At 66.8% G+C, this 17,964-nt stretch carries 17 protein-coding genes and 4 tRNA genes; 6 read left to right on the plus strand and 15 right to left on the minus strand.

The window, feature by feature from the left end:
• Positions 1-50: 50 nt before the first annotated feature.
• From secF to pdxS, 10 genes are all read right to left on the minus strand, one after another.
• A complete protein-coding gene (gene secF, locus AC1C2U_RS03335; protein WP_495360297.1) occupies positions 51-1,070 on the minus strand; it encodes a protein translocase subunit SecF in 1,020 nt (339 codons plus the stop codon).
• Entirely contained in the window at positions 1,070-2,812 is a 1,743-nt protein-coding gene (gene secD, locus AC1C2U_RS03340; protein WP_495360298.1) for a protein translocase subunit SecD, read from the minus strand. The genes secF and secD overlap by 1 nt, the downstream gene beginning before the upstream one ends.
• Positions 2,813-2,874: 62 nt before the next feature.
• The gene (yajC, locus tag AC1C2U_RS03345) at positions 2,875-3,279 is read right to left on the minus strand and encodes a preprotein translocase subunit YajC (RefSeq protein WP_495360299.1); all 405 of its coding nucleotides are present in this window, start codon (positions 3,277-3,279) and stop codon (positions 2,875-2,877) included.
• Between the two features lie 71 nt (positions 3,280-3,350).
• Entirely contained in the window at positions 3,351-4,427 is a 1,077-nt protein-coding gene (gene ruvB, locus AC1C2U_RS03350; protein ID WP_495360300.1) for a Holliday junction branch migration DNA helicase RuvB, read from the minus strand.
• Positions 4,424-5,041 carry a Holliday junction branch migration protein RuvA gene (ruvA, locus tag AC1C2U_RS03355; protein WP_495360301.1) on the minus strand — a complete coding sequence of 206 codons (618 nt, stop codon included), beginning with the start codon at positions 5,039-5,041 and terminating at the stop codon, positions 4,424-4,426. Before ruvA ends, ruvB begins: the two co-directional genes overlap by 4 nt.
• Positions 5,038-5,646, minus strand: a complete 609-nt coding sequence (gene ruvC, locus AC1C2U_RS03360; RefSeq protein ID WP_495360302.1) for a crossover junction endodeoxyribonuclease RuvC — start codon at positions 5,644-5,646, stop codon at positions 5,038-5,040. Before ruvC ends, ruvA begins: the two co-directional genes overlap by 4 nt.
• 9 nt (positions 5,647-5,655) lie before the next feature.
• Entirely contained in the window at positions 5,656-6,414 is a 759-nt protein-coding gene (locus AC1C2U_RS03365; protein ID WP_495360303.1) for a YebC/PmpR family DNA-binding transcriptional regulator, read from the minus strand.
• Between the two features lie 91 nt (positions 6,415-6,505).
• A complete protein-coding gene (locus tag AC1C2U_RS03370) occupies positions 6,506-7,036 on the minus strand; it encodes a DUF1697 domain-containing protein (RefSeq protein ID WP_495360304.1) in 531 nt (176 codons plus the stop codon).
• Positions 7,033-7,677 (minus strand): pyridoxal 5'-phosphate synthase glutaminase subunit PdxT, encoded by a 645-nt coding sequence (gene pdxT / locus AC1C2U_RS03375; RefSeq protein ID WP_495360305.1) that lies wholly within the window; start codon positions 7,675-7,677, stop codon positions 7,033-7,035. The genes AC1C2U_RS03370 and pdxT overlap by 4 nt, the downstream gene beginning before the upstream one ends.
• A gap of 1 nt (position 7,678) precedes the next feature.
• On the minus strand, positions 7,679-8,569 hold the full coding sequence (gene pdxS, locus AC1C2U_RS03380) for a pyridoxal 5'-phosphate synthase lyase subunit PdxS (RefSeq protein WP_495360306.1): 891 nt from the start codon (positions 8,567-8,569) through the stop codon (positions 7,679-7,681).
• Positions 8,570-8,713: 144 nt separating this feature from the next.
• Here pdxS and AC1C2U_RS03385 point away from each other — a divergent pair, with 144 nt between their 5' ends.
• A complete protein-coding gene (locus tag AC1C2U_RS03385; protein WP_495360831.1) occupies positions 8,714-10,078 on the plus strand; it encodes an aminotransferase class I/II-fold pyridoxal phosphate-dependent enzyme in 1,365 nt (454 codons plus the stop codon).
• A 7-nt stretch (positions 10,079-10,085) separates the two neighbouring features.
• On the plus strand, positions 10,086-10,937 hold the full coding sequence (gene pdxY, locus AC1C2U_RS03390; protein WP_495360307.1) for a pyridoxal kinase PdxY: 852 nt from the start codon (positions 10,086-10,088) through the stop codon (positions 10,935-10,937).
• Between the two features lie 127 nt (positions 10,938-11,064).
• Here pdxY and AC1C2U_RS03395 read toward each other — a convergent pair whose 3' ends face one another.
• Both AC1C2U_RS03395 and thrS read right to left on the minus strand, forming a co-directional pair.
• Positions 11,065-11,637, minus strand: a complete 573-nt coding sequence (locus AC1C2U_RS03395) for an HIT family protein (RefSeq protein ID WP_495360308.1) — start codon at positions 11,635-11,637, stop codon at positions 11,065-11,067.
• Positions 11,634-13,580, minus strand: coding sequence for a threonine--tRNA ligase (thrS, locus tag AC1C2U_RS03400; RefSeq protein WP_495360832.1), 1,947 nt, complete (start codon positions 13,578-13,580; stop codon positions 11,634-11,636). Before thrS ends, AC1C2U_RS03395 begins: the two co-directional genes overlap by 4 nt.
• A 380-nt stretch (positions 13,581-13,960) precedes the next feature.
• On the opposite strand from thrS, the gene AC1C2U_RS03405 reads away from it, so the two are divergent.
• On the plus strand, positions 13,961-16,030 hold the full coding sequence (locus AC1C2U_RS03405) for a glycosyl hydrolase family 28-related protein (protein ID WP_495360309.1): 2,070 nt from the start codon (positions 13,961-13,963) through the stop codon (positions 16,028-16,030).
• 79 nt (positions 16,031-16,109) lie between these two features.
• Entirely contained in the window at positions 16,110-16,706 is a 597-nt protein-coding gene (locus tag AC1C2U_RS03410) for a hypothetical protein (protein ID WP_495360310.1), read from the plus strand.
• 131 nt (positions 16,707-16,837) lie between these two features.
• Here the strand turns inward: AC1C2U_RS03410 and AC1C2U_RS03415 are convergent.
• From AC1C2U_RS03415 to AC1C2U_RS03425, 3 genes are all read right to left on the minus strand, one after another.
• A tRNA-Val gene (locus AC1C2U_RS03415) sits at positions 16,838-16,909 on the minus strand.
• Positions 16,910-16,934: 25 nt separating this feature from the next.
• Positions 16,935-17,008, minus strand: a tRNA-Cys gene (locus AC1C2U_RS03420).
• 57 nt (positions 17,009-17,065) lie between these two features.
• Positions 17,066-17,137, minus strand: a tRNA-Gly gene (locus AC1C2U_RS03425).
• Positions 17,138-17,389: 252 nt separating this feature from the next.
• Between AC1C2U_RS03425 and AC1C2U_RS03430 the strand changes: the two genes are divergently transcribed.
• Together AC1C2U_RS03430 and AC1C2U_RS03435 are read left to right on the plus strand one after the other, a co-directional pair.
• Positions 17,390-17,462, plus strand: a tRNA-Val gene (locus AC1C2U_RS03430).
• Between the two features lie 141 nt (positions 17,463-17,603).
• Positions 17,604-17,963 carry a VOC family protein gene (locus AC1C2U_RS03435; protein ID WP_495360311.1) on the plus strand — a complete coding sequence of 120 codons (360 nt, stop codon included), beginning with the start codon at positions 17,604-17,606 and terminating at the stop codon, positions 17,961-17,963.
• Position 17,964 lies beyond the last annotated feature (1 nt).

A 17,964-nucleotide genomic window follows, 5' to 3' on the forward strand; every position in this document is an offset into this window, starting at 1 on the left:
GCCGCTCCGGAGGCCTCGACATGCCATATAGCGCACGCCGAACGCGAACATCATGCAGTGGGCAGTGCCTCTGCCCCGCTCGAGACGGATGCCGCGCGCTCACGTTCCTTCAGCACCTTCTGGTCGTGACGGTGAATCACCGGTTCTCCTTCGCGGAGCTGCGAGTACAGCGGAGCCGCGACGAAGACCGTCGACCACGTGCCGACGAGGATGCCGATCAGGAGCGCCAGCGAGATGTCGCGCAGTGTGTCAGCGCCCAGGACGCCCGCACCGATGAAGAGGATCGCCGCGACCGGGAGCGCAGCCACGATGCTCGTGTTGATCGAGCGCACGAGCGTCTGGTTGACCGCGAGGTTCACGGACTCCGCGAACGTGCGGCGAGACTCCTGACCGTCTTCGGCGGTGTTCTCGCGGACCTTGTCGAAGACCACGACGGTGTCGTAGAGGGAGTAGCTGAGGATCGTCAGGATGCCGATCGTCGCGGCCGGGCTGATCTCGAAGCCGACCGCGGCGTAGATGCCCACGGTCACGACGAGGTCGCCGATCAGCGCAAGGATCGCCGCGAGCGACATCTTCCAGGTGCGGAAGTACAGCGCCATGATGATGCCCGCGAGCAGGAGGAAGGCGACGAGGCCGACGAGCGCCTGACGGGTGACGTCCGCACCCCAGCTGGGTCCGATGAACGAGGAGGTGACCTCGGACTCGGGAACGTCGTAGGCCTCGGCGAGAGCACCGGTCACGTCCTGCGAATCCGCTTGGTCGAGCTGGTCGGTCTGCACACGCACACCGGTGCCGCCGACGATCGCGACGTGCACCTCAGCGTCGGGAACGACGGAGTGCACCGCCTCGATGGCGGGCTCAGCCGAAGCGTTCTCGACCTCTGTGATCTGGAACTGGGATCCGCCGCGGAACTCGATGCTGAAGTTGACGCCGGTGAGGAGCGGCACGACGATCGACAGCAGGATCAGAATGCCGGCGATCGTGTACCACTTCTTGCGGCCTCCGACGAAGTTGAAGGAGCGCTTGCCGGTGTAGAGGTCGTTACCGAAGGTCGTGAGACGGTTCGCCATCAGGACTCCTTCCCTTCGTCGGACGAATCGGAGGCGCCGACTGCTGCAGATGCCTTCCGTTCGGCGATCGTCTGACGGCGCTGCGCTTCTTTGGCGCTTGCCGCGGTCTTCTTCGCCGGCTGTCCGACGGGCTTGCGGAACTCGGCACGACCGCGGTACACGGCTCCAAGTGCGTTCGGGTCGAGGCCCGACCAGGAGTTGCCGCTGGAGAAGAAACGGGTCTGCGCGAGCAGCTGCAGCATCGGGTGCGTGAAGAGGATGACCACGACGACGTCGATGATCGTGGTGAGTCCGAGTGTGTACGCGAAGCCCTTGACGCTGCCGACGGCGAGCACGAAGAGTACGACGGCTGCGAGTAGATTGGTGGCCTTCGACGCGAGCACGGTTCGGAATGCGCGCTTCCAACCCGTCTCGACCGCACCGATGAGTGGCCTGCCGTCGCGGAGTTCGTCTCGAACGCGTTCGAAGTAGATGATGAACGAGTCGGCGGTGAAGCCGATCGAGACGATGAGGCCCGCGATGCCGGCAAGCGACAGGCGGTAGCCCTCACGCCACGACAGGATCGTGATCATCAGGTAGGTGATGATGCCCACGATCACGAGCGAGGCGATGGTAACCGACGCGAGGGCGCGGTACTGGAAGATCGTGTAGATCACCACGAGGATGAGGCCGATGAGGCCGGCGATCAGGCCGGACTGCAGCTGCGACGTGCCGAGGGTCGGAGAGATCGTGTCGGAGGACTGCACCGTGAAGCTCAGAGGCAGCGCGCCGAACTTCAACTGGTCGGCCAGCGATTTCGACGACTCCTGGTCGAAGCTGCCCGTGATCTGCGGCTTGCCATCGGTGATCGCGCCGTTCATCGAGGGCGCAGTGAGCACAGCACCGTCGAGCACGAACGCGAACTGGTCGCGCGGCGTCTGGCCCTGAAGGCCGTACAGGCGGGTGCTGACCGCGGCGAAGTCTTCGGTGCCCTGTTCGTCGAAGACGATGTTCACGGCCCACTGGCCGGTCGACGCGCCGGTCGAGGTCTGCACCATGCCGTTGGTGGCGTCGACGATGTTCTCGCCGCTGGCCTCCACAGGGCCGAGCAGGTACTTCGCCGTGCGATTCACATCGCAGGTGACCAGCGGTTCATCGGCAGGTGCGACGTTCGTCGACGCCTCGTCGAGCTGGGAGCAATCGAAGTCGTCGAACTGCTGCTGCAGCGCCGGCGTGATCCACGAGGGATCGCTGCCGTCGGTGGGCTCAGCGGTCGGAGTCGACTCGAGCTCTTCGGCGGGCGCTTCAGTCGGCGACGGGCTCGCGCTGGGATCGGCCGCGGTCGTGGTCGCCGCGTCGGCGAGCAGCACAGCTCGGAGCTCGAGCTTCGCCGAAGCTTGGATACGGGCACGGGTCTGGTCGTCGAGTTCACCCGGAATGCGGACGACGACGTTGTCGCCCTCGGTGTTGATCTCCGCCTCGGCCACACCGGACGCGTCGACGCGCTGACGGATGATGGAGACGGCCTGATCGAGCTGTTCCTGCGAGACGTCAGCGCCGGTCTCGACCTTCGGCGCCAGAATGATCTGCGTGCCGCCCTCGAGGTCGAGCGCCAGCTTCGGCGCCCACGATCCGTCACCCCAGATGACACCGGCGGCGTTGATGCCGAACAGCAGCGCGATGATGACACCCAGCCAGGTGAGTGATCGCCATGCCTTGCGCACGGGGGTCGGCCGGGATGACCGCTTCGATTGTGCAGCCACGTGCTCCGCTTTCTCTGCAGGAGCCCGCGCGACAGCGCGCGGGCCCAGCCTCGGGGTGAGTCTTAGTCGTCCGACTTCTTGGTGTCGGGCGTCTCGTCGGTCGTGTCGCCGGGAGTCGCGTCGGGTGCGGAGTCGGCGAGACGCTCTCCGAACTCGGGCTCGCCGTCGACGGGTGCCGCGGTCTCATCGACATCGTCGGCCTTGGGCTCGACGACGCGGGCGATCGTCTGGCGGTGCACGGTGAGGATCGTGCCGGGCGAGGTCTCGAGCAGCACCTGGTTCTCTTCTTCGTCCATCGAGAGAATGGTGCCGAAGACGCCGAAGTTGGTCATCACCTTTGCGCCCACCTGCACCTTCGACTGCAATTTCTCCGCGTCGGCCTTGCGCTTGCGCGAGTTACGGAACATGAAGAAGATGAGCACCGCCAGGACGGCGAGCATGATGATGGTGAACGGATCGAACGTCATGAGAGGGAGGTACCTTCCGGAGTGCGGTGTGCGCACGAAGTCATCGGTGCTGAGGGGTCAGCCTCAAAGGATTATAGGTCATCGATGGGAAGAGCCGTTGCCGCGTCGGGCGCGCTTGCGGCGAGACCGAAGTGACGCCAGGCCGCCGGGGTCGCGACACGGCCCCTCGGCGTGCGGGTGATGAGACCGATGCGTACAAGGAATGGCTCGACCACGGCCTCGATGGTCTCGGACTCTTCGCCGATCGAAACGGCGAGCGTGTTCAACCCCACAGGACCGCCCCCGAACCTCGTGAGGATCATCTCCATGACGGCCCGGTCGAGCCGATCGAGGCCCAACGGGTCGACGTCGTAGAGCTCGAGCGCGGCCCGCACCGACGTGATATCGGCTCGCACAGCGCCGCGCCGCCCTGAGCTTGTCGAAGGGTGCACGAGCGCATAGTCGCGCACCCGCCGCAGCAGTCGATTGGCGATGCGCGGAGTGCCGCGACAACGGCCGGCGATCTCGGCGAGCGCTTCGTGGTCGACGTCGAGGCCCAGCAGGGCGCCCGCACGTGAAAGCACCTGCTCGAGTTCGGCTTCATCGTAGAACTCGAGATGCGCGGTGAACCCGAACCGGTCGCGGAGCGGGTTCGGCAGGAGACCGGCGCGGGTGGTGGCGCCTACGAGCGTGAACGGAGACAGGTCGAGTGGCACCGAAGTCGCCCCGGCGCCTTTGCCGACCATGATGTCGATGCGGAAGTCTTCCATCGCGAGGTAGAGCATCTCTTCGGCCGAGCGAGCCATGCGGTGGATCTCGTCGATGAACAGCACCTCGCCGGGCACGAGGGAGCTCAGAATGGCCGCGAGGTCGCCCGCGTGCTGGATCGCCGGGCCGCTCGACATGCGCAACGGCCGGCCACTCTCATGAGCGACGATCATCGCAAGTGTCGTCTTGCCGAGCCCCGGCGGGCCGGCGAGCAGGATGTGATCGGGCGTGCGTTGCTGCAGCGTGGCAGCCGTGAGCAGGAGCTGCAGCTGGCTGCGCACCCTGGTCTGGCCGACGAACTCGCCGAGGCTCTTCGGGCGCAGCGCACCCTCGAACGCGAGTTCGGCCTCTGAGGCGAGCACGGGGTCGGTCAGGTCGAGGTCGCCGTTCGCGTCGCTCATCGTGCCCGGCCCGCCTGCTGTGCGGGCCCGAGCCGGGCGAGCGTGAGCCGAAGCAGGGTCGGCACCGAGGCGGCCTCGATGTCGGATGCCTCGGCGATCGTCTCATCGACGGCCTCGGCCGCCACGCGTTCCGACCAGCCGAGGCCCGTGAGCGCCGCGAGCACGCTGTCGGCCGCACCGCGTGCCACGATGGTCGGCCGTGCGGGAGTCGCCGGTGCGACGAGCTTGCCCGAGAGCGAGACGTTGATGAGCTTCGCGGTCTTGGGGCCGATGCCGCTCACCTTGCGGAAGACGGCATCGTCGTCGCGCTGCACGGCCTCGGCGATCTGGCCCGGCGACAGCGCAGAGAGCACGCCGAGCGCGGACTTCGGGCCCACCCCGGTGACGCCGATCAAGAGGTCGAAGACGTCGAGCTCATCGCGTGTGGCGAAGCCGAAGAGCGTCAGCGCGTCTTCGCGCACCACCAGGGTGGTGTGTACCGACGCCTCGTGCCCTTCTCTCGTCGAGAGGGCGAACGCAGGGGTCGTGTTGACGTGCAGGCCCACGCCGCCGACCTCGATCACGACCGAACCACCGGCTGCAGCGAGCACACGGCCACGAAGAGAGGAGATCACCGCTTCAGCCTACGGGCCGCCCCCGACACGGCAGCGGAGCGTTCAGCGGCGAGCCACGCTCGCTGCGCCGGAGTCAGCGCCGAGTCGTCGACGGTCGCGTCGGCACCGTCGCGCACGGCGGCGCCCGCCACTCCCCCGGTGCGCCAGGCGTGGCAGATCGCGAGGGCGAGCGCGTCCGCGGCATCCGCAGGTTTCGGCACCTCGTCGAGGCCGAGGATTCGGGCCACCATAGCGCCGACCTGCTTCTTGTCGGCTCGTCCGTAGCCCGTGATCGCCGCCTTGACCTCGCTCGGCGTGTGCAGGGTGACAGGGAGCGCTCGACGAGCGGCGATCAGCATGGCGACGCCAGAGATCTGGGCCGTGCCCATGATCGTCGAGACGTCGCTGCGCGCGAAGACTCGCTCGAGCGCGACGGCCTGCGGCCGATGCTCCTCGATGATCGCCTCGAGTCCTTCGGCGATGCGCACGAGCCGGCGCGGCGTGTCGAGGTCAGCCGGCGACCGCAGCACCACGACGTCGACGAGGCGCGCCGTGCGGTTCGGATCGACGTCGACCACACCCACGCCGCACCGCGTGAGCCCCGGGTCGATGCCGAGCACGCGCACGGCGATCGGCTACTCCGCCTCGAGCTCGGCCTGCACCTCTGGGGTGAGGTCGAGGTTGCTGTAGATGTTCTGCACGTCGTCGCTGTCTTCGAGCGCGTCGATGAGCCGGAACACCTTGCGGGCGGTCTCGGCATCGACCTCGACCTTGATCGACGGCACGAACGCGGCATCCGCCGAGTCGTAGTCGATGCCGGCCTCTTGCAACGCACTGCGCGCCGCGACCATGTCGGACGCCTCGGTGATGACCTCGAAGGTCTCCCCCTCGTCGGTGACCTCTTCGGCACCGGCGTCGAGCACCGCACCGAGCACGTCGTCTTCGGTGAGGCCATCGGCCTTGCCGACGACGATGAGGCCCTTGCGTGCGAAGTTGTAGGCGACCGAACCGGGGTCGGCCATCGTGCCGCCGTTGCGGGTCATCAATGTGCGCACTTCGGCGGCCGCACGGTTCTTGTTGTCGGTGAGGCACTCGATGAGCAGCGCAACACCGTGGGGGCCGTAACCCTCGTACATGATCGTCGTGTACTCGATCGACTCACCCGTGAGTCCGGCGCCGCGCTTGATGGCGCGATCGATGTTGTCGTTCGGGACGGAGGTCTTCTTCGCCTTCTGCACGGCGTCGACGAGCGTGGGGTTGCCAGACATATCGGCGCCGCCCATCTTCGCGGCGACCTCGATGTTCTTGATGAGCTTCGCGAACGACTTCGCACGGCGCGAATCGATGATCGCCTTCTTGTGCTTGGTCGTCGCCCACTTGGAATGCCCGGACATGCGTCTCCTGAATCGAATCCTCGCGCGCGACTGCGAGCCGCGCCCAGCCATTCTAAGACAGCGAAGGGAGCTTCCTGAGATTGTCGAAGGATCAGCCGAGCAGCTTCACGAGCGTGCGCAGATTGCGGTTCGTCGTCGTGGGCTTGAAGCGCGTCTTCGCCGTGAGCTTCGCGAACGCGCTGTCGACGCCGCGCTCACGGCGGTTGTGCCAGTAGATCACGTCGTCTCCCGGCGCGATCACGTCGTCGGCGGCATCGAGGTCACCGGCGGCTGCGATGAGCTGGGCGAGGTGCTCGGCATCCGAGCCGAAGAGCACGTACGGATGCCACCCCTCGCGCGTCGCATCGAAGGGGAACGCCGCGACGATCCGCTCGAGTTGCTCCCGGCTGATGAGCACGATCCAGGCTTCGTACCCGAAACGCTCGCCGAGCGCCTGCTCGATCCGCCTCTTCAGGGCATCGGAGGTCGCGGCATCCGTCGTCTCGAATGCGACGTTGCCACTCGCGAGAACTGTGCGCACTCCCCCGAAGCCGAGACGCTCGAAGAGTTCGCGCAACGCCGCCGACTTCACCGTGATGCCGCCGACGTTCACTCCGCGGAGGAGCGCGATGTACCCGGTCATTCCCCTACCGTACGAGCCGTGACCTTGCCGAGGAAGTACTCGTGGAAGCGGTACTCCCCCGTGATCTCGGGATGGAAGCTCGTGCCGAGCAGGTTGCCCTGTTCGACGGCGACCACGCGGCCGTCGGCGAGTGTCGCAAGCGGCGTCGCCGCATCGCCAACCGACTCGACGACGGGGCCGCGGATGAAGACCGCGTGCACCGGCTCTTCGCCGAGCACGGGGATGTCGAGGTCGGTCTCGAACGACTGGTTCTGCGAACCGAAGGCGTTGCGGCGCACGACCACGTCGAGACCACCGAGCGACTCCTGCCCGGCGATCGCGTCGAGCACGGTGTCGGCGAGCATGATGAGGCCGGCGCAGGTTCCGTAGACCGGCATGCCCGCAGCGATCGCGGCCTGCAGCGGCTCTTGCAGCCCGAAGGTGCGGGCGAGCTTGTCCATCACGCTCGACTCGCCGCCCGGGATCACGAGGCCTTCGATCGTTTCGAGTTCCTCCGGGCGCCGCACGAGCGACACATCGGCGCCGAGTTTCGCGAGCACGTGCGCGTGCTCGCGGAAGTCGCCCTGGAGGGCGAGCACACCGACGCGGGGCGCGGCCGAAGCCGGTCGCCCCGCGTCGAGCGATTCACTCCGGAGGTTCAAGTCACCAGCCGCGCTCGGCGAGCCGGTGCGGGGCAGCCAGGTCGGCGACGTTGATGCCGACCATGGCCTCGCCGAGTCCGCGCGAGACCTCGGCGACGACCGACGGGTCATCGTAGAATGTGGTCGCCTTGACGACGGCAGCCGCACGCGCCTCGGGGTTGCCCGATTTGAAGATGCCCGAGCCCACGAAGACGCCGTCGGCACCGAGCTGCATCATCATCGCGGCATCCGCGGGGGTGGCCACGCCGCCCGCGACGAAGAGCACGACCGGGAGCTTGCCGGTCTCGGCGACCTCGAGCACGAGCTCATAGGGGGCCTGCAGTTCTTTCGCGGCGACGTAGATCTCGTCGCGCGACATCGACTTCAGCTGGTTGATCTGGGAGGAGATCTTGCGAATGTGCTTGGTCGCCTCCGAGACGTCGCCCGTTCCGGCCTCGCCCTTCGAGCGGATCATCGCGGCACCCTCGTTGATGCGGCGCAGCGCCTCGCCGAGGTCCGTCGCCCCGCAGACGAAGGGAGTGTTGAACGCCCACTTGTCGATGTGGTTGACATAGTCGGCCGGCGACAGCACCTCGGACTCGTCGATGTAGTCGACGTCGAGCGCCTGCAGCACCTGCGCCTCGACGAAGTGGCCGATGCGGGCCTTCGCCATGACGGGGATCGACACTTCGGCGATGATGGCGTCGATCAGGTCGGGGTCGCTCATGCGGGCGACGCCGCCCTGAGAACGGATGTCGGCGGGCACGCGCTCGAGCGCCATGACGGCGACGGCGCCCGCGTCTTCGGCGATACGCGCCTGCGCGGCCGTGACGACGTCCATGATGACGCCGCCTTTCAGCATCTCGGCGAGGCCGCGCTTGACGCGGCTCGATCCCGTCTCGGATACGGTCACAGGGGAATCCTCTCGGACGAGCGCGCGCTTCGTCGCGCATCAGAACTCGGACGTGCGCGGCACGTTGTCGCGCATCAGAACAGATCAACATAACTATTGTCCTAGGCCAAAAGATAGCATGGTCGCAGACATGAAGAAGGGCGGATTGCGATCATCGACATCGAGGGCCGTTCTGCGGCGGAGATCGCCGACAGCCTGCGCACGCTCATCGAGCGCGGCGCACTCCGCCCGGGCGACGCGCTCCCGCCGGTGCGGGCGCTCGCGGAGCGTCTCGGCGTCAACCGGAACACCGCCGTGTCCGCCTACCGGCAGCTGACGAACGCGGGCGTCGTCATCACCTTGGGCCGCGGCGGAACGCGCGTGGCAGGCGCGTCGACCGTCGCCCAGGAGGGATTCGCCGCCGACACGGCACTCCGCGACATCGGCACCGGCAATCCGGATCCCGGGCGAATCCCTGACCTCTCCCGCGCGCTCGCGAGCACCGCCCGTCGCCCAGTGCTGTACGGCGAACCCGTCATCGATCCCGAGCTGGCACGATGGGCACACGCGTGGATGAGCGGAGATCTGCCAGCCGCAACGTCGATGCGCATCACGGTGACGAGCGGCGCCGCCGATGCCGTCGAACGCCTGCTCGCTCAGGCGCTCACCCGCGACGACGCCGTGGCCCTCGAAGACCCGTGCTTCCTCACGAGCATCCATACGGTCCGCGTCGCCGGCTACCGCCCCGTCCCAGTGCCGATCGATGACGAAGGCATGACGGTCGCCGGTCTCCGGGCCGCACTCGAGCAGGGGGTCCGTGCGGTCATCTGCACACCGCGCGCGCAGAACCCCACCGGGGCGAGCCTCACCGAGCGGCGCGCGGCCGAACTGCGCGCGGTGCTCCGGGACCATCCATACGTCCTCGTCATCGAGGACGACCACTACTCGCTGCTCTCGCAGGTGCCCTTCCACTCGCTCATCAGTGCCGAGCACCGCCGCTGGGCGCTCGTGCGCTCTGTATCGAAGTTCCTCGGACCCGACATGTGCCTCGCCGTCACGGCGTCCGATCCCGAGACCGCCGACCGGCTCGCCGTGCGGCTGACCCCGGGCACGACGTGGGTGAGTCACCTGCTGCAGAGACTCGTGCACGCGCTCGCGACCGACCCCGACGTCGCGACGGGCATCCGGGCGGCCGGCGAACACTACGCGGCTCGAAACGCCGCGTTCGCCGAGTCGCTCACGGCGGAGGGGATCCTGACGCGGCCCGGCGACGGCCTCAACGTCTGGGTTCCGCTCGACGCGCCGGCGCGCGCCGTGTCCGAACAGCTCATGCGGCGCGGATGGCTCGCCCGACCGGGCGACGAGTTCGCGCTCGGTGACAACGCACCCTCCGAACGCCTGCGCCTCACCGTCCACGACCTCGACGATGCCGACCAGCGAAAACTGGCGGCCGACCTCGGCGCTTCCGTCCGTACGGCGAGCGAGCAGGCAAGGTTCGCAGGAGGAACGCGGGCCCCGGAGATGCGATGATCGATCGGTGAAGATTCTCTCGATCCAGTCCGCGGTCGCCTACGGTCACGTCGGCAATTCCGCCGCCGTCTTCCCCCTTCAGCGCATCGGCATCGAGGTGCTGCCGGTTTACACGGTCAACTTCTCGAACCACACCGGTTACGGTGCCTGGCGCGGACCGATGATCAGCCCCGACGAGGTGCGCGAGGTCATCACGGGCATCGAGGAACGAGGGGCGTTCCCGCAGATCGACGTGGTGCTCTCGGGCTACCAGGGCGGCGAGGGCATCGCCGACGTCATCCTCGACGCGGTCGCTCGGGTCAAGGCCGTCAATCCCGACGCCGTCTACGCTTGCGACCCGGTCATGGGCAATGCGAAATCCGGATGCTTCGTGGCCCCCGCCATCCCGATCCTGCTGCGCGAGCGCGTCGTGCCTGCAGCCGACATCATCACGCCCAACCAGTTCGAGTTGGGCTTCCTCACGGAGACCGAACCCGACACGCTCGAGTCGACCCTGGCGTCGGTCGACCTCGTGCGCGCCACCGGACCGCGCACCGTGCTCGTGACGAGCGTGGAGCGTCCCGATCGCGAAGACGGCACGATCGAGATGCTCGCAGTCGACGACACAGGCGCCTGGATCGTGCAGACCCCGCTCCTGCCGATGAAGGCGAACGGCTCCGGCGACGTCACCGCGGCGCTCTTCACGGCGCACTACCGACGCACAGGCGATGCAGCAGACGCGCTCGCACGTGCCACATCGAGCGTCTTCGACCTGCTCTCACTCACCCATACCTCGGGCGAACGAGAGCTGCAGCTCGTGGAGGCGCAGGAGGCCTACGCCAACCCCCGCTTGCAGTTCACTGTGCGCCAGGTGCGCTGACCCTCCAACGCCGGTCGAGCAGCGTCGTCACGAAGTCTCGATACGGTGCTGGCGCGCCTACTCGACCTACGGAGCGCCCGCCGGTCGAGTTGCGACGAAGGAGCGTATCGAGACCCCCAGACCGCACCTACTCCACCGACGCGGGCCACGCTTCCGCGATCTCCTGACGCACCTCGCCGAGGAGTCGGGGCAGCGCCTTCGTGCCGGCGATGATCGGGAAGAAGTTCGAGTCGAGGGCCCAGCGCGGCACGATGTGCTGATGCAGGTGCTCGGCGATGCCGGCACCGGCGATGCGGCCCTGGTTCATGCCGATGTTGAAGCCGTCGCACTTCGACACCTGCTTCACGACCCGCATCGCGATCTGCGTCAGTTCGCCGATCTCGGCGACCTCTTCGAGCGTCGCCTCGTCGTACGTCGCGACATGCCGATAGGGGCATACCAGCAGGTGTCCGCTGTTGTACGGGTAGAGGTTCAGCAGCACATAGGCGTGCGTGCCGCGTGCGACGATGAGCGACTGCTCGTCGCTCATCTCGGGAGCGCGGCAGAACGGGCACGTGTGCTCGTCGGGCTGCTGGCCGTGCTGGATGTAGACCAGCCGATGCGGCGTCCAGAGCCGTTGGAACGCATCGGGCACGCCGGCGAGGTCTGCCGCGTCATCCGTCGGCACGCCCTCGAACTCGTCGGGCTGGTACGCACTCATGCGAACAGGTCGTCGCGCGTGATGACCTGGCGACGCTCCTCGATCACCTGCTGGATGCGCTCGACCGCCTCGGCGATCGCGACGCCGTTCTCCTGGGTGCCGTCGCGGAAGCGGAAGCTCACGGTCTCGGCCGAGCGGTCGCTCTCGCCTGCGATGAGCTGGAGCGGCACCTTCTGAGTCGTGTGCGTGCGAATCTTCTTCTGCATGCGGTCGTCGCTCACGTCGAGCTCGGCGCGCACGCCGGCGCCCTTCAGCTGCTCGATGATCGCGCCGAGGTAGGGCGCGAAATCGTCGGCGACCGGGATGCCCACGACCTGCACGGGTGCGAGCCAGACCGGGAATGCACCGGCGTAGTGCTCGAGGAGAATGGCGAAGAAGCGCTCGATCGAACCGAACAGAGCCCGGTGGATCATGATGGGGCGCTTCTTCTGCCCGTCGCGGTCGGTGAACTCGAGTTCGAAGCGCTCGGGCAGGTTGGGGTCGACCTGCACGGTCGAGAGCTGCCAGGTGCGGCCGATCGCATCTCGCGTCTTGAGGTCGATCTTCGGCCCGTAGAACGCGGCTTCACCGGGCATCTCGGTGAGCTTGAGCCCACTCGCGCGGGCGACATTGCGGAGCGCGTTCGTGGAGTACTCCCAGAACTCGTCCGAGCCGATCCACTTGTCTTTCTCGTCGTCGCGCATCGACAACTCGAGTTCGAAATCATCGAGGCCGAAGTCGCGCAGCATCGAGATGACGAATGCGATGACCTTGGTGGTCTCCTCCTCGAGCTGGTCGGGGGTGACGAAGAGGTGCGAGTCGTCTTGCGTGAAGCCGCGCACTCGAGTGAGTCCGTGCAGCGCCCCTGAGAGCTCGTTCCGGTAGACGGTGCCGTTCTCGGCGAGTCGCATCGGCAGGTCGCGGTAGCTGCGCCCGCGCTCCTTGTAGATGAGGATGTGCATTGGGCAGTTCATGGGCTTCAGGTAGTAGTCCTGGCCCTGCTTCGTCACGTTGCCCTCGGCGTCGCGCTCCTCGTCCATGCGGATGGGCGGGAACATGCCCTCCTTGTAGGTGACGAGGTGGTTCGACTGGAGGAAGAGGTCTTCCTTCGAGATGTGCGGGGTGTACACGTAGGTGTAGCCGCCCTCGATGTGGCGACGGCGTGCGTGCTGCTCCATCTCCATGCGCACGACTCCGCCGCGCGGGTGCCACACCGAGAGACCGGAACCGATCTCCTCCGGGAAGCTGAAGAGGTCGAGTTCACGCCCGAGCTTGCGGTGGTCGCGACGTGCGGCCTCCTCGAGTCGGTGCTGGTAGGCGCGCAGCTCGTCTTTCGTCGCCCACGCGGTGCCGTAGATGCGCTGCAGTTGCGGGTTCTTCTCGGAGCCTCGCCAGTACGCGGCCGCGAGGCGCGTGAGCGCCCAGCCGTTGCCGATCATGCGGGTGTTCGGCAGGTGGGGCCCGCGGCAGAGGTCTTTCCAGACGGTCTCGCCGGTCTTCGGGTCGACGTTGTCGTAGATCGTGAGCTCGCCGCCGCCGACCTCGACGGACTCGTTGTCATCAGTGCTGGTTGAGCCTGTCGAAACCCCGCCCTTCAGGCCGATGAGTTCGAGCTTGTAGGGCTCGTCGGCGAGCTCGGCGCGGGCCTCGTCATCGGTGACGACGCGGCGCATGAAGCGCTGGCCGGCACGGATGATGCGCGACATCTCTTTGTCGAGCGACTTGAGGTCTTCGGGGGTGAACGCCTCTGCGACGTCGAAATCGTAGTAGAACCCATCGGTGATGGGAGGCCCGATGCCGAGCTTGGCCTCGGGGTTCACGGTCTGCACCGCTTGGGCGAGCACGTGGGCGGCCGAGTGCCGCAGAATACTGAGCCCGTCAGGCGAGTCGATCGTGACGGGTTCGACAGCATCCGCGTCGGTGACCGTCGTGGCGAGGTCCTTGAGCTCGCCGTTGACGCGCATCGCGACAACGGATCGGTCGGTGAAGAGCTCGAAGCCGTCGGCCACCTGGTCCACTCCTTGCAGTAGGAAAACGAATCCTTCAACTGTAGTCGGCGCACCAAGGCCGCTCGGCACTTCGGCGGTGGCCCTGAACCGTTGTCGGGGCGACGATTTCACGCTCTTGCGCGATCCACGCAAGTCCGTGTCAAGAGTCGACTGAACTTCCACCTTCTTTCGACCGTTTCCGCAAGAACTCGACTTTTCCGTGATGTTCCCTCACATCCCCTTGTGACGGGGTGCGCTCGCGCCGTACAGTCGGCACACTCGGCGAGCGCAGATGGCCCACCGAGGTGTCCGATGGCGTGCACCCACCACGAGGAGACGAGTCGACGATGACGCGTATGACGAGCCCCATTCCACTGCCACCACGTGTTCCACTGCCACGACGTGCGCCACGACCGGCCCGCGTCGCAGCGCTCGCCGCAGCCGGGGCGTTGACGCTCGGCGCGATCGCGGGCGCTCCGCTTTCCGCGGGTGCGACACCCGGCACGGCGCCGCCTCCCGTCGTCACTCGTGCTGCACTCGACCCCGCCCTCGTCGAGGGGCGAGGAGCATCCGTCGCGTTCCTCGAGCAGGAGGCCGAGTTCTCGGTGCATACCGGCACCGTCATCGGCCCCGACCGAAGTGCGTACACACTGTCCGCCGAGGCCTCGGGCCGGAGCGCGGTACAGCTCGCGCCGGGCCAGTACGTCGAGTTCACGCTCCCGGCGGCAGCGAACGCCCTCACCGTGCGCTACAGCATCCCGGATGCGCCGAACGGCGGCGGCATCGAGGCCCCCCTCGACATCACCGTCAACGGCAAGCACAAGCGCACCATGACGCTCACGTCCGAGTTCGCCTGGCTCTACAACCAGTACCCGTTCACGAACGACCCGAATGCCGGCCTCCTCCACCCCGACTGGTGGATCACCGAGTGCACTTGCGTTCCCGGTGACGGGTACGAGGTCGCGAAGCCGTTCCGCCCGATGCACTTCTACGATGAGCAGCGGATGCTCCTCGGCAAGTCCTCCCGCGCGGGCGACGTCATCCGGCTCACAGCGCCGGCGGGCACGAATGCCGCTTCGACCACGATCGACCTCATCGACACCGAGCAGGTCGATCGGCCGCATGTCCGGCTGAAGGCCGCGAACGTACTCCTGTTCGGTGCAGACCCGTTCGGTCGTCGCGATTCGGCGAAGGCGTTCGATCGTGCGATCGCATTCGCGCAGCGGCACGACCTGCCCGTCTACGTGCCGCCGGGCAGGTTCCGGGTCGATCGGCACATCATCGTCGACGACGTGACGATCGAGGGCGCGGGCAGTTGGTACACGACCATCACGGGCGAGCAGGTGGCGCTCGACGAGCCCGCACCCGATGGCTCCGTGCACACCGGCGTCGGCTTCTACGGCAAGGATGCCTCGGCGGGCGGCAGCTCCAATGTGCACCTCTCGGGCTTCACGATCGAAGGTGATGTGCGCGAACGCATCGACACCGACCAGGTGAACGGCGTCGGCGGCGCGATGAGCGACTCGACGATCGAAGGGCTGTACATCCGGCACACGAAGGTCGGCATGTGGTTCGACGGTCCGATGGACGCCCTGACCGTGAAGGACAACATCATCGTCGACCAGATCGCCGACGCCCTGAACTTCCACGGCGGTGTGACGAACTCGACCGTCTCGAACAACTTCATCCGCAACACGGGCGACGACGGGCTCGCGATGTGGTCGGAGCACACCGCGAACGCGAACAACACGTTCGACCGGAACACGGTGCAGACCCCGACCCTCGCCAACGGCATCGCGATCTACGGCGGCACCGACAACACCGTGTCGAGCAACCTCATCGCCGATCCGATCCGGGAGGGCAGCGGCATCCACGTCGGGTCCAGATTCGGTGCCGAGGCATTCACCGATCACCTCTGGATCACCGACAACACCACGGTTCGCGCGGGCACCTACGAGCTGAACTGGAACATCGGGCTCGGTTCCATCTGGCTCTACGCGCTCGATCAGTCGATCGACGCCGACATCCAGGTCGTCGGCAATCATTTCCTCGACAGCACGTACAACGCGATCATGCTCGTGGCCGACTGGCCGGTGAAGGACCTCTACGGCATCACAGATGTCCATTTCGCCGACACGCTGGTCGACGGCACCGGATCGTCGGTGCTGAGTGCGCGCGTCGCAGGTTCCGCCAGCTTCGAGAACGTCGATGCGCGCAACGTGGGGGCGGTCGGGGTGAACAATTGCGGTTCGTTCAACTTCCCGCCCACAGGCTCCGAGTTCTCGATCGTCGACCTCGGCGGCAACGACTCGAGCGGCGTGAACACCACCGGGCCATGGCTCGCCCCGTGGGAGCTGCCCAACACCATCACGTGTGATGATCGCCCTGCGGTGGTCGCGCCGCCGGCACCGTCGCCGTGGTGGTGAGTGCACCTGATCGCCGATCGGGTTGCTTCGGTGTTCGCACTGAGGCGCACACCTCGATGGCGATACTAGAGTTTTGCTCATGTTCAATGACGACAAGGAATCCCCCGGCGGCGGCTTCGACGACCGGGTCATCCACCTCTCCGAATTCGAGGTTGATATCACGCCCGCCGACTGGGTGGAGAAGCACCGTCTCGACAGCCTCTTCCCCGGGCCGGTCTTCTGGGCGCCGATCGAGACCCTCGCCCCCACGCGCACGGTCGGCAGCGGACGAACGAACCTCACACTGATCCGTCCCACGATCATGCAGACGGATGCCGCGACCCCCCACGCCGGATTCGACCTGCGCGAGGCCCCGAACCGGAACCCCGCGGTCTCGGTGCACTTCGCCCCCGGGGCGTACGGCATCACCGGGGTCGGCACTTACGTATTCACCTTCGCCGTCGACGCACCGACGCGGGCCGCGTTCAGCCCCACCGGCTTCGCCGGAGGCGGAACCGTCGACGCGCCTGGATCGATCCGGTTCAGCGGGAGCCGCGTGATCACGATCATCCTGAGGAACGTGCCACCGACGGCCGAGGTGTGGGCGGCGATCGAACAGACCGCGGGCGAAACCTGGTCGTGGTTCAGCACCCGGATCGGGCACCCGCCGCTCGTGCTCGAGGTGCTGCAACCCTGACGAACAACCGGAGCGCAGCCCTCGAGAGCGCGTTGGTACACCCTCCCCCAAAGGCAAGTTGCAATATTGCCCGAGTATTGCCCACGCGATCCAGGCAAGAAAAAACCCCCGGTAAACCGGGGGTTTCAGTGTGGGCGATACTGGGATCGAACCAGTGACCTCTTCCGTGTCAGGGAAGCGCGCTACCGCTGCGCCAATCGCCCAAGTCGAGAATGGAGGTTCTCAGCTTGGAGGTGGATACGGGATTCGAACCCGTGTATACGGCTTTGCAGGCCGCTGCCTCGCCTCTCGGCCAATCCACCGTGTCTGGGTTCACCACCAAAAGAACAGGAATCGGGCTTTCGCCCGATCCTGATCAGAGCGGATGACGAGATTCGAACTCGCGACCCTCACCTTGGCAAGGTGATGCGCTACCACTGCGCCACATCCGCAACGCCCGCATTTCTGCGTGCAGAGAGACTCTAACCGATTCCCGGATCGATTCACAAACCGAGGTGATCGAGTGGCCCGTTCGCGCCGGTCACGAGGGGAATCCGTGCCCACTTCCCGGGCGTGTCGAGGTCATTCGTCTCGCATCCGCAGCGATGGGGCATCCTGCGCCCCCATCTCATCGATGTGCATTCGCCCCACGCCGTCGGCTAGTATCGAGTCCGCGGTCACCATGTGCGACCGCAATCACACACGGGCGATTGGCGCAGTTGGTAGCGCGCTTCCTTCACACGGAAGAGGTCATCGGTTCGAGTCCGGTATCGCCCACGAAAGCCCCCACTCCACTGGGGGCTTTCTTCATTCTTCGGGCGCCCCAGACGCGCCCCTCCCGCTTCGGTCCCCCTGTTGTGGCAGCTGCGGCCGCCCACTACGGTGTGCCGTGAACACGCATCGATGCGAGGGGGAACCATGTCGGGCGAAGTGTCGTTCATCGAGTTCGGGGCAGCGGATGCCACGACTGCACGCAGCTTCTACGGGAAGCTCTTCGGCTGGTCGTTCGAGTCGGGGCCGGGCGGCAACGGCTACGCGGTCGACGGTGCGGGCGTGCCCGCCGGCGTGCACGGCGGCGATCCGGCCGCCGCACCGTATGTGTTCTTCAGGGTCGATGACCTCGACGCCGCTGTCGCCTCGGTCGAACGCCTCGGCGGTACCGTCGAATCGCTTCCCGGTGCCGAGGACGAGGAGACCGTCGCCATCTTCGGTGAGTTCCGGCTGTGCCGTGACGATCAGGGCTCCCCGTTCGGGCTCCACCATCCGCCGCGGGCGTGAA

It is taken from the genome of Agromyces sp. Y575, assembly GCF_059445445.1.

Excerpts from the sequence above, each read along its gene's own strand:
- secF (WP_495360297.1), bottom strand. The coding sequence starts at position 1,070 with ATGGCGAACCGTCTCACGACCTTCGGTAACGACCTCTACACCGGCAAG.
- yajC (WP_495360299.1), bottom strand. The coding sequence starts at position 3,279 with ATGACGTTCGATCCGTTCACCATCATCATGCTCGCCGTCCTGGCGGTG.
- ruvB (WP_495360300.1), bottom strand. The coding sequence starts at position 4,427 with ATGAGCGACGCGAACGGCGACCTCGACCTGACCGACCCCGTGCTCGCC.
- AC1C2U_RS03365 (WP_495360303.1), bottom strand. The coding sequence starts at position 6,414 with ATGTCCGGGCATTCCAAGTGGGCGACGACCAAGCACAAGAAGGCGATC.
- AC1C2U_RS03370 (WP_495360304.1), bottom strand. The coding sequence starts at position 7,036 with ATGACCGGGTACATCGCGCTCCTCCGCGGAGTGAACGTCGGCGGCATC.
- AC1C2U_RS03395 (WP_495360308.1), bottom strand. The coding sequence starts at position 11,637 with ATGAGTGCGTACCAGCCCGACGAGTTCGAGGGCGTGCCGACGGATGAC.
- thrS (WP_495360832.1), bottom strand. The coding sequence starts at position 13,580 with ATGCGCGTCAACGGCGAGCTCAAGGACCTCGCCACGACGGTCACCGAC.
- AC1C2U_RS03405 (WP_495360309.1), top strand. The coding sequence starts at position 13,961 with ATGACGAGCCCCATTCCACTGCCACCACGTGTTCCACTGCCACGACGT.
- AC1C2U_RS03410 (WP_495360310.1), top strand. The coding sequence starts at position 16,110 with ATGTTCAATGACGACAAGGAATCCCCCGGCGGCGGCTTCGACGACCGG.
- AC1C2U_RS03435 (WP_495360311.1), top strand. The coding sequence starts at position 17,604 with ATGTCGGGCGAAGTGTCGTTCATCGAGTTCGGGGCAGCGGATGCCACG.